We start from the raw sequence: 10,497 nt of genomic DNA on the forward strand, positions 1-10,497 counted from the left end.
GATCGTCCATTACCTCTACTAATCGTTTTAACTGAAAAATGATATATCGCCATTTTGCTTTTGCTCTTTATTTCGATTTATCGAAATTACCAACATGAATATGTTGGTCAGGGGATTACAAAGGGGATTTACCCCTTGTCGCACCATTGAGTAAAACTCAATGGCTAAGTGCGCCCTTACGGGATTCTTTGAGTATCGTATAGCATCTTGAACGTGAGTTCAAATGCGCATATGATCGAAAAGAATCCTGAATCGGTAACTGGTATGAGTGTTGAAACTTTAGAACAAAAAATTGCAAAGCAGGAAGAGATTTTAAAACAGCTAAAAGCACAGAAGCAAGCTGTTATCGCCCGTGAAAAAAAGAAACAATCTGAACAGAAACGAAAAGATGAAACTAGACGTAAAATTTTACTCGGTTCTTTGATGTTAAAAAAAATGGAAGATGAAGCCAATAAAGAAAAAATACTCGCTGATTTAAACGAGTATTTAACAGAAGATAGAGATAGAAAATTATTTAATCTTTAATGTTTCTAGCATGCAAATTTCGTATAAGAGTTTTTATGTTAAATCACTGATGTTTGATCCTAGAATAATATTATGAATTGCTTTTATCTCTTCCTCTTTTTGAGCTTGAAACTTTCCATAAGTTGAAAAATGTAAATGCTTATAGATTAAAGGTTTTTTTTCATGAAAAACTTTAAGAGTATGTCCTTCTATTTGTTTTGCATCATTCATCCATGAAAATATAGATGTTTTTTTCATTAATTTAAAAACAGCATCAGAGATAAATACAGCTTTAGTGTGTTCTGAAAAAATGGCTTTATGAATGTATTGTAGATGATTTTTATCAAGATCAGAGCTTTTCAAATCATTTCTACCAGTTGTTGGAAGATGAAGAAGCTCGATAAATGAAATACGAGAAGCATCTTTGCAAGAAAGTCTAATTTTTGAAAATTCTTTATGATATTTTCGCCCATCTCCTTTATATCCATCTAATAAAAAAGGATGATGTAAATTGTATTTTTGCCAAAATGAAATAGCATCCTCATGATATTCAATGATTTTAGAAAATATTTTTTGTTCTTCAACATTGGGAGCGTAATTGGCATCTAAGCCAATAAATAAAAACTCTGCTTGAGTAGGACAACATCCCTGATAAGGTTTTTGGCGGAAAGCTTGAATTAGTTTTTCACTTGGATGAACGTTATACATATTTTTATCAGTAGACGTAATGCAAAGAATATTAGTTTATTCTAAAAGTGGACATTTTTATTGGTGAGAATATAGACATTTTAAATGGGTTCTAACACAAAAATGGGAGCCTATAGCTCCCATTTTTTATTTTTGCTCATGTTCTTTGTAGTACTGATGTGCTCTCTTAGAATTATGCTTCCAACTTTTAGCAATTTTGTATACATAAGTTGGAAAATCGTCCCAAACATGAGGTAGACCAGTACCACGCGCTACACGAAATTTAAGAGGATAGTTTTTATATTCAATATGATGCATGAAATAAAAGCTTCTCTCTTGTTGAGTGCTAAATTTTTTAAAATAGACACTCCTTATGTTCGGGTAGCGTTTGGAAAAATAATCATGAGGGTATGTTTTTACAGATTGTTGATACTGAGATTTCAGTTTTTTCATTTTTCCTCCTAGGTGACATTACCTAGAAGGGATCCTCTGCAAAGTAGTACATTGTCTTTAGTCCTATGAATTAAAAATTAATATTTAAAAGTACCACAAAGTAGTATAAAATTAACTACCACAAGGTAGTATAAACACAAGCAATGTATACAATATGTGAAACCCCTTTATTTACTAAATACTGTCTTGTTTATTGGACTCAGGAAGAATATGAGGAATTTAAAACATTCTTAGCATTAAATCCTGAAGCTGGGGATGTAGAACCCAATTCAGGCGGTATTCGTAAGATTAGATGGACTAGTGGCGGTAGGGGCAAAAGTGGTGGTGTCAGAGTCATCTACTTTAATCGTTTAACAAATGGAGAGATTTGGTTATTAACCTTGTACAGTAAAAAGCAAACTGTACAGCTTAGTAAGAAAACTCTGCAAGCATTGGTGGAGAAATTAAATGACTCGTTTAATGACTGAAAAAGAATTACAAGCTTTTGAAGCAACTAGAGATATTGAAGCTGAGATATTACAAGGCATTGATGATATGTTGGCTAATAATGCAGCGAAAAGAACAGTGATCACTGAAACAGATGTGGCATTAGCTCGTAGAAAGGCTCAACTAACTCAAGATCAGTTCGCCAAGATTCTTGGCGTATCAAGACGTACTCTTGAATCATGGGAACAAGGTGCGAGAAGACCATCAGGAGCAGCAACATCGCTTATCCGATTATTTATTGTTGATCCAAAATTTGTAAAAGAAAGTCTGGCTTAATTCATCTAGCTCTCACTAGAGAGCTATTCACTATATATTATTTAAGGTTTTTTATGAAACACTTAGGATTTGTAGGAAAAAGTACAGAATATATCGGCTATACCCATGTAGAAATTATCAATAGTTCTCTACGCCTGTCTTTCAACGTGCCATTAACAAATAATGTTGAAGAAACCTTTAAAAAAATTGTAGACAACAACTATGATTTATTGATGTCGACATCCGCAGAAATGTCATTTGAACTAGAAAATGAAACGCTTGAAATTCTTGAGAAAGTAATTAGAGAACAGGGGATCGAGACGGAAGAATTTATACAGAATACGTTGATTAAATTCATCAATCAAAATGGATTAGATACTACTAAATCTAATCTTTAGACAATAAAAAAGCCCGACATCCTGTCGGGCTTTTTCGTATTGGGTGTTTAGGTATAACTCCTGTCGTACCTCACGTCCTGGTGTTGCACTTATCATTATTGTTTTATGTGTTGGAACATCCTGTTCTCTATGTCCCCATCATATGAAAATTCGCAGGGATGCCATAGACGCAATGATCCCTAATTTATGTCAGCCTGAGCGTACAACATTGCTCAAAACTTACCCCAAGGTTTATCCGCAGAAATTGCGGATAGTTTCCGAAGTGCAGGCATTGAGTTATCAGGGAAAAGTTGAAATATGAGCGTTTTTTTACCGATTTTATTGGCAGAAAGTGACAAATTCGTTCAATAAAAAGCCGACTTGTTTCAAAGTCGGTTTTTTGCTGTTTTTTAGGTCGGTCAAAAATTTTTAACTATATGAAAAACAAAGAATTTATAAAAAGCATTTCGTATAACGCCCATTATGTTAAATAGAATCAAAAAACCTCCAATAAAATCGTTATAGTATTATTATTTATTGAGTAGATAAGAGAATTAAATTAGTGAAATATTCAAATGAAAAAATAGTAAAAGCTCTCTTACTTTCTCCTTTACCACTACTTTTTTTCACAGCAGTCCTGTTTATCGTAATGAATCAGGAATACAGCCTATACTCGATTTTAGTGGTTCTTGTAGGGCACGGTCTTGTCTACTTGGCTTATTGTATTTTGACTGTACCTTTCAGCTTCATATTCTCAATTCTTTTAAATCGTTATAACAGTCTTAATTTATTAACTATCTGTATTGCCTCTATAATTATTGCTACTCCATTTTTTATTCTTTTTGGATGGAGTCACACAGGAGAAATTTCGAAAGAGTGGTGGAAGATGTATACAGATACATGGACTATCTTTATGGCTCTATTTCCTGGCTTATGTTATTGGCTATTTCTGATTAACCTAAAAGATAAGAAATCAAAGAATATTGAATAAACCATTGCATAGAGATTCTTAAATTTCCCTAAAATTAACATAATACACGTTATACGAATTCCCAAGGCATGGCTTCCAGTCATGCTTTTTTTATCAAAAGACTATAGCTGAATGATAGCGAGCCAAATCGCATACAATATCTATCATTAGACTTAATGCAATAATTAAATGATAGTGTTATCATTAATCTAACAGAATTAAGATTAAATGATAGAAATGAATACACGTATTTATCTACGAGCTTCAACTAAAGATCAAGATGCAGAAAGGGCTTTGCAGATTCTTCAGGATCTAAACCAAAACTTGAATTTGGGCGAAACCATTGTGTACGTGGAAAACTATAGTGGTACCAAGTTAGACCGACCTGAATTGAATAAGCTACTGTCAGAAGCAAATCAAGGTGACACCTTGTTGGTTGAAAGTATTGACCGATTATCACGCCTAACCCAACAGGATTTTCAAGAGCTGAAGCGCAGGATCCAGGAGAAGGGACTTCGTTTAGTCGTAGCAGATCTTCCTACTACCTACCAAATGATTCAAACCAGTGACAGCATTACTAATTCAATCCTGGATCTCATCAACAATATGTTGATTGATCTCCTGGCAACAATGGCCCGCCTGGACAATGAGAAACGTATAGAACGTATTAAGCAGGGCCTGGCACGTTCGGGTTACAAACCAACAGGTAAGAAAGCCAATGAGGCTAAGCACAAACGAATAAAAGAATTGCTAGCAGCTGGCAATATGACTAAGGAAGAAATTGCCAAAGCAGTGAATTGTGGAGTTGCAACTGTTTATCGAGTTGCTAAAGTCATTTAAAAAGGCTTGTATCAGTGCTTCCCTTATGTCATATCTATTTACAAAGGAGCAAGGCATTCTTAAAGGTCAAAAGACGGAATTAATGATGAAAAAGCATTTGATTTACCTTGTTTTTATAGTGATGGTTTTTATTTTAGCTCTGGTTGTAAAGATTGATAATGATCATAAAAAAGGGCAAGCATTAAAGAAATTGGAACTAGTTGAAAAGCAAATCCCTTAGGTAAAAATTGACTTATACTTATTTAAATAACGCTAATAACTAAGCCCAAAAAACACCTAGACCCAGTGCTATACACGCTTAGTTTTTTATATTTCAAAAGAGTATTTTAGCAAATATCATAAAAGACCGGTCTATTCTCAAGCCGGTTTTCTATATCGCAGAGCATCATGGCTTTATCATAGATATATGAATATTAAGATAAATAAAAAGCCCTATAGTCTCTCCCGTTACTATAAGGCTTATAAAACGCTGTAATTTTTTTCTTAATTACCTACTTTTCGATGTAGGTTATGAATATATTTTACCTATTGGTAAAAATAAAGATATAAGACAAAAGATGAATACGTTAGGAATTCCGCGTAAAAACTACTAATTTCGTATAACAGCCATTATGTTAAATGGAAGCAAACGACCTCCAAGAAAATCGGTATAGTATGAATAGTTATTGAGTAGATAAGAGAATTAAGTTAATGAAATACTCAAAAGAAAAAATAGTAAAAGCCCTATTACTTGCTCCTTTACCACTACTTTTTTTCACAGCATTGCTATTTATCATAATGAATCGTGAATATAGTCTATATTCAATTTTTGTGGTTTTTGCAGGGCATGGTCTTGTTTACTTGGCTTATAGTATTTTGACAGTACCTTTTAGCTTTATGGTCTCAATTCTTTTAAATCGTTATAGTATTCTTAATTTGCTAACTATCTGTATTAGCTCTTTAATTATTGCTATGCCATTTTTTGTTCTTTTTGGATGGAGCCATACAGGAGAAGTTTCGAAAGAATGGTGGAAGATGTATACCGACACTTGGACTATCTTTATGGCTCTAATTCCAGGCTTGTCTTATTGGTTATTTTTAACTGATTTTAAAGTTAAAGAATTATTAAAGAAAAAAATAATATATTTCAATATATTAGCTTTTGTTTTGACTTATTTGTCTTTGTTTCATCAGAAATATACATTGATAGACCGGATAGTTGTAGACAAGCTTGGAAAAGTTGAAGTTATAGGAGGAGGATTTCCATTACAGTTTTTAGTAGATGGTGAAATATCTCCAGGCGGTAGTATAGCGCTAGATCCTTTAAATATTATTATAGGAATAGATCAATTCATTTTTTTATATTTTATTCTTGATTATTTATTTTGGCTTATGTGTCTTTTAGTCGGTTATGCGTTTTTTCGAAAGATAAAAGTGAAATTATAATGTCTAAAATATTTATAAAATTAGGAATTTTACTTGTAGGTCTATGTCTACTTCTAATCATTAATTCATACAAACAGAAATTAAATCATGATAAAGAGATGGCAACACAGACAACAATACTTTTCTTTAATTCACTTGCTAAACATGATCTAGAATCAGCAATCAAATATGTTTGGCCAGATGCGCGATTACATGAAGATTTAAAAAGTTCTGAAAGGTTTCTCTCTTTCAAAGACTCAAAAATTTTAGAAGTAGTAAGGATTAATTATGATTCAGCGGAAAGTAGACCTGAGTATTATCAAGAATTTTATAAAATTATTTCAGTGATGGTAAAAGTTAAAGTCGTCCATATAGATGATGCTGGTAGTCCAGTAGGTGACTATATTTTATTTATTACTCTTGTGAAACAATCTCCTCAATCTGATTGGCTAATTACAGAATTTGGTAGTGGGCCTTAAGATAGTAATTATAGAGAAAAGCTAAAATTAACATAATACACCTTATACGAAACGTGTTATAATTTACCTTGAAATTCATATACTTATTTCAAAGTTTATAGCCCGAGCATCACTGTTCGGGCTTTTTTTATGATTTTTCACGTTCCACGCCTATTCTTTGATCAATGTTCCACAACTTTGTTCATATCAGTTAAACAATCGTGGTTAATCATAGGGTCTAAAAAAACGGCTCCAAAACCCTCTTTTCTCAGGCTCTGGTTCAATGTGATCCGGCACCGGAATCCGCTTATTTTCTTTTTGATCTGGAGTAGTCAATCCGTCATGTTTGTTGTTATCTACATTCAATGTAGATTCTACTTGAGATGGACTAGATTGAGCTGAAGTTGGTGTGGGATGAACCTGAGTTGGCTTCATTTCAATTAGGGTAAGTAATGTATCAATACGAGAATTTGCTTTAGCTTCGCGATCTTCTGCTTTTTCTAACTGTTTCTTTAGAAAATCGATCTGATTCTTTAGTTCAATAACTGTATTGTCTGTGTATTCAGGTGTATTTATAGTTTGTGTTGGAGACGTATCAGTGTGTTTTGAGTGTTTTCCACTAAAAGGTTCACCATAAACGCGGAGTAACTCAGAGAAGTCGATAGAGCCATCATGATCACGACTTAACACCCCATTTTTTATATCTTTATAAAGTGTAGCACGAGATTTCTTATACAGTGTGGCTGCATCACTAACACTGTATTTTGTACTTGTTCTCATAGTGTATTGCTGTGTATTTAGGATACGTATTGAAGAATACAATAAGTGTATTCTTCAATACACTCAAGCTTTAAACCCTAAGTTCTTTAAGTGTGGCAAAAACTGCTGTTGTTGGTGAGGGTTTCTAAGCATATCCTTAATTTTAGCAGCTAAAATCTCATAACTTTCACCTTCTGAGGCTAAATGGGAAAGCTCATGTAAACGTGATAATTGATTCCCGAATAGATTAATTTGAGCATCAGATAGCTGATAAAAATCTTTCGAGGTATGTGTTATGGATTTAGATTTTTCTTTAAAAGAAAAGATAATATGAGTGACTTTACGCCCTGTTTTTTTCTGCTCATAAGTGACTTTTAGAGGGCTGTATTCATTGATTTGGTCTATAGCAGTGTCAATTACTCGTTTCTTGAAATCAGCGAATAATGGGTACTTTTTACCGAGTTCTAACATTGTCCGTAAACTCTCAACAGAAATTTCACGCTTACCTATTTGCCGATATTGAACCAGTAGTTCATAAATACGAATACCGTATCCACTATTGATCCCAGCAATGTCTGATAAGGCATATTTGGTGAATTCTCTACTTAGATTGGAAATGAATGGCAGAATGGGTTTTGAAAAACGGATACCAATGACACTTTGACTATCTAAAAATTGGATTTCTTGCACCCATCTCATCTTTATAGATTTATCATCAATACTGAGATTAATAGACCTCTCATAGAGTCTATTAATACCTTCCTTTAAATCTCTGTATGCAGTTTTCTCATGTACGCCCAATTGTTTTAATTCATCGACGCTAACAGGGTATAACTCATCATCTGTAATAGGCTGATTTTTGGGAATCCGTGAAATGGCAGCTAAGACAATTCGTTGCTCTACGGCACTTAATTGATACGATGCTTCTATTACTTGATTTGATTTTACAACGTGATTTTTATTCAAAACAAAACCATTGATTTTTCTAATATATGACAAATATATACTTGTCATAGTTAGTAGTCAATCCGTCATAGTTAAGTAGTCAATCCGTCATAGTTAGTAGTCAATCCGTCATAGTTAGTAGTCAATCCGTCATATTTAAACGCTGAAACCTTTGCTATATAAGGCACAGAGACAACTGAAAAGATTTAAAAGATTTAAAATATATTAAAAAGGCATTTGAAAAATTGCCCTTGGTTTTCGCTACGCTCAAACTCTATTGAATCTCGCTTTCGCTCGATTCGTCGGGGCAATTTTTTGGTCAATGTTCCCGTGAATTTAGAAAAAGTAAAAGCAAGATCAAAAGCAACTCGGAATTCGCTTCGCTCATAGAGCTTTTTTACTCGCTACGCTCGGTCTAGGCTCAATTTTCTGCATGTGATTTACGCTTATTTAGACTTCACAGCCTAAAAAGCTGTTTTTCAGAGGGGGGAATAGGCGAATTTTCTTTGTGTCGCTCGTAGACACTCGCTAAATGCTCTCATTCTCGATTTAAGAGACTTTTTAAATTTGGCTATTGAAACCTATATACTCCACCAAAACATCGCTAAAAAACCCATTTTTTTGCGTTTAAATGGGGGTTACCAAGGCATGTAGTCAGGATCATTATCAAGATCTGGTTTTTTGGGTTCATTTTTTTGCTGTTTTTCTTGGTCTTCACGTTTTGAAAATGCTAAAAGGTCGGGTGCTCGTTTTTCTTGCTCATAACGTTGTTCTTGTTCTTCATGCAACTGCTGTTCTCTAGATTCACGATCTTTTCGGTCATTTTCGAGCTGTAGAGCTGTTTTTCGGTCAAACTCTTGCTGCACTTCTATTTCAACGCTTTTTGTAAAATCTGCATGCAATTTTTGGATTTTCAGCTCTTCCATCTCTTTTGCATATAGTCGTTTTTGTTTTTCACCATTTTGAGGACTAAAGTATTTATTTCCATAGTCATCTTCTTCAAAGATATAACTATTTATGATCTCCAATCTTTGATCTCGTAGGTGCTCTTGATATTTATCTTCTCTGCGTAATATTTCTAAAATTTGGTGATCTATATTTGAAATTTGATCATTAAGTTTTCGTTGTTTAACAGTGATGTTCGGTTCGTCAATTTTTTCAAAAGATTTTTTAGGCTGGAGTAGCTGATTTTCTTCTGCCCATTTATTTAACTGCTCAAAATATCTCTCTTTTTTTTCGATTTCACTAAGACCAGAGATATGCTTTTGGATATCTAGTTGGGTATTGTGTTGGTCGATCAGGTCATTGATTTGATTGCTCCATTTTGTTTTAAAAAATAAAGGCTCTTTTTTGTGTAGTTCTGATATTTCAGAACTCATCGTGTCTAATTCTGTTGTTAATTTTGATAATTCTTCGTTTTGGAATTCAGAAAGTTTCTGAGAAATTTTTTCTAAATACTCAGCTTGAGAGTATTGGAATTGAAGTTCACTTCGTACTTTTTGCACAAGATCCTCAGATACGTTGATGTTTTCATCAAGTGCAATGACCTTTTTGATTTCTAAATTACGTCGCTTAATTTCATCATTTTTCAGACTAATTTCTGTAAATATCCCTCGTCTTCGCAGGTATGTTGCTTGAGGACCTTCGTGCTGAGTCGCTTCTAGGTCACTTTCCTGGTCTTCATAACTTCTGTGATCGACACGTTCATCAAATCCATTTTGTTCCAGGTGATGATTACATAACTCTGCAAATGATTCTCTCCAGTGGCTTACAGTTTCTGTGCCATTGTCACGACTGAAGTCCCTATATTTTTTTGCTGAAAAGTAACCATGCTCATTAATACTTCGGGTGGTGAACATGATGTGTGCATGGTAGTTGCGTTCATCACTTCCACTGTCTGTATGCGGTGCATGAATAGCAGCGTCAACGATGACACCATATTTGTTAACGAGGTTTTGGCAAAGTTCATTGAGCATGTTTTTACGCTGTTCAGCGTTTAATTCACCTGGAAATGCAATTTCAAATTCTCTTGCAAGTAATGCATCTTTTCTTCGTTCGGCTTTTTCGACTTTGTTCCAAAGTGTCTGACGGTTGAGTAACTCAGTATTTGTATTTTTGGGTGCATAGATTTCTGTAAATTCGACACCGGTTTTTTTTGTGTAGTCTTGTTCTTTTCCATAGAAATTGCATACCAATTTTTCACCTGAACGATATGCAGCACAAGCAACGGCTGATCGTCCATTACCTCTACTAATCGTTTTAACTGAAAAATGATATATCGCCATTTTGCTTTTGCTCTTTATTTCGATTTATCGAAATTACCAACATGAATATGTTGGTCAGGGGATTACAAAGGGGA

The 10,497-nt window shown here is 33.9% G+C and carries 14 protein-coding genes and 1 pseudogene; 10 read left to right on the forward strand and 5 right to left on the reverse strand.

The genetic code is table 11. From position 1 onward, the window contains the following. The first annotated feature begins 264 nt into the window (after positions 1 to 264). Positions 265 to 525 carry a mobilization protein gene (locus FTV11_RS16445; RefSeq protein ID WP_174761553.1) on the forward strand — a complete coding sequence of 87 codons (261 nt, stop codon included), beginning with the start codon at positions 265 to 267 and terminating at the stop codon, positions 523 to 525. 33 nt (positions 526 to 558) lie between these two features. On the opposite strand, the gene FTV11_RS16450 is transcribed toward FTV11_RS16445, so the two are convergent. After that, a complete protein-coding gene (locus tag FTV11_RS16450; RefSeq protein ID WP_000282938.1) occupies positions 559 to 1,212 on the reverse strand; it encodes a hypothetical protein in 654 nt (217 codons plus the stop codon). A 126-nt stretch (positions 1,213 to 1,338) separates the two neighbouring features. Next, entirely contained in the window at positions 1,339 to 1,644 is a 306-nt protein-coding gene (locus FTV11_RS16455) for a hypothetical protein (RefSeq protein WP_000734383.1), read from the reverse strand. Positions 1,645 to 1,787: 143 nt separating this feature from the next. On the opposite strand from FTV11_RS16455, the gene FTV11_RS16460 reads away from it, so the two are divergent. The 9 genes and pseudogenes from FTV11_RS16460 to FTV11_RS16495 all read left to right on the forward strand — a co-directional run bounded on the left by FTV11_RS16460 (position 1,788) and on the right by FTV11_RS16495 (position 6,455). Further along, positions 1,788 to 2,111 (forward strand): hypothetical protein, encoded by a 324-nt coding sequence (locus tag FTV11_RS16460; protein WP_000288001.1) that lies wholly within the window; start codon positions 1,788 to 1,790, stop codon positions 2,109 to 2,111. Then, on the forward strand, positions 2,092 to 2,406 hold the full coding sequence (locus FTV11_RS16465) for a DNA-binding transcriptional regulator (RefSeq protein WP_000197509.1): 315 nt from the start codon (positions 2,092 to 2,094) through the stop codon (positions 2,404 to 2,406). Before FTV11_RS16460 ends, FTV11_RS16465 begins: the two co-directional genes overlap by 20 nt. A gap of 53 nt (positions 2,407 to 2,459) precedes the next feature. Next, positions 2,460 to 2,783: a hypothetical protein gene (locus tag FTV11_RS16470; protein ID WP_000681328.1), complete on the forward strand. Its 324-nt coding sequence runs from the start codon at positions 2,460 to 2,462 to the stop codon at positions 2,781 to 2,783. 541 nt (positions 2,784 to 3,324) lie between these two features. After that, a complete protein-coding gene (locus FTV11_RS16475; protein WP_000877730.1) occupies positions 3,325 to 3,753 on the forward strand; it encodes a hypothetical protein in 429 nt (142 codons plus the stop codon). Positions 3,754 to 3,960: 207 nt separating this feature from the next. Further along, positions 3,961 to 4,572, forward strand: coding sequence for a recombinase family protein (locus FTV11_RS16480; protein ID WP_044432563.1), 612 nt, complete (start codon positions 3,961 to 3,963; stop codon positions 4,570 to 4,572). Positions 4,573 to 4,597: 25 nt separating this feature from the next. After that, positions 4,598 to 4,792, forward strand: coding sequence for a hypothetical protein (locus FTV11_RS16485; protein ID WP_044432560.1), 195 nt, complete (start codon positions 4,598 to 4,600; stop codon positions 4,790 to 4,792). Positions 4,793 to 5,262: 470 nt separating this feature from the next. Further along, positions 5,263 to 5,673: pseudogene (locus FTV11_RS17240) on the forward strand (hypothetical protein); the annotation flags it as partial. Positions 5,674 to 5,703: 30 nt separating this feature from the next. After that, positions 5,704 to 5,997 carry a hypothetical protein gene (locus FTV11_RS17245; protein WP_227505690.1) on the forward strand — a complete coding sequence of 98 codons (294 nt, stop codon included), beginning with the start codon at positions 5,704 to 5,706 and terminating at the stop codon, positions 5,995 to 5,997. Between the two features lie 98 nt (positions 5,998 to 6,095). After that, positions 6,096 to 6,455 carry a DUF4829 domain-containing protein gene (locus FTV11_RS16495; RefSeq protein ID WP_224223039.1) on the forward strand — a complete coding sequence of 120 codons (360 nt, stop codon included), beginning with the start codon at positions 6,096 to 6,098 and terminating at the stop codon, positions 6,453 to 6,455. Positions 6,456 to 6,659: 204 nt separating this feature from the next. Here the strand turns inward: FTV11_RS16495 and FTV11_RS16500 are convergent, their stop codons facing one another. The 3 genes from FTV11_RS16500 to mobQ all read right to left on the reverse strand — a co-directional run bounded on the left by FTV11_RS16500 (position 6,660) and on the right by mobQ (position 10,423). After that, positions 6,660 to 7,214: a plasmid replication DNA-binding protein gene (locus FTV11_RS16500; RefSeq protein WP_174761552.1), complete on the reverse strand. Its 555-nt coding sequence runs from the start codon at positions 7,212 to 7,214 to the stop codon at positions 6,660 to 6,662. Between the two features lie 63 nt (positions 7,215 to 7,277). Beyond that, positions 7,278 to 8,207 (reverse strand): replication initiation protein RepM, encoded by a 930-nt coding sequence (gene repM, locus FTV11_RS16505; protein WP_000200914.1) that lies wholly within the window; start codon positions 8,205 to 8,207, stop codon positions 7,278 to 7,280. A gap of 569 nt (positions 8,208 to 8,776) precedes the next feature. After that, a complete protein-coding gene (gene mobQ, locus FTV11_RS16510) occupies positions 8,777 to 10,423 on the reverse strand; it encodes a MobQ family relaxase (protein ID WP_174761551.1) in 1,647 nt (548 codons plus the stop codon). Positions 10,424 to 10,497 lie beyond the last annotated feature (74 nt).

This window comes from Acinetobacter sp. YH12231 (assembly GCF_013417755.1).
In the GTDB taxonomy this organism is placed as follows: Bacteria; Pseudomonadota; Gammaproteobacteria; order Pseudomonadales; family Moraxellaceae; genus Acinetobacter; species Acinetobacter amyesii.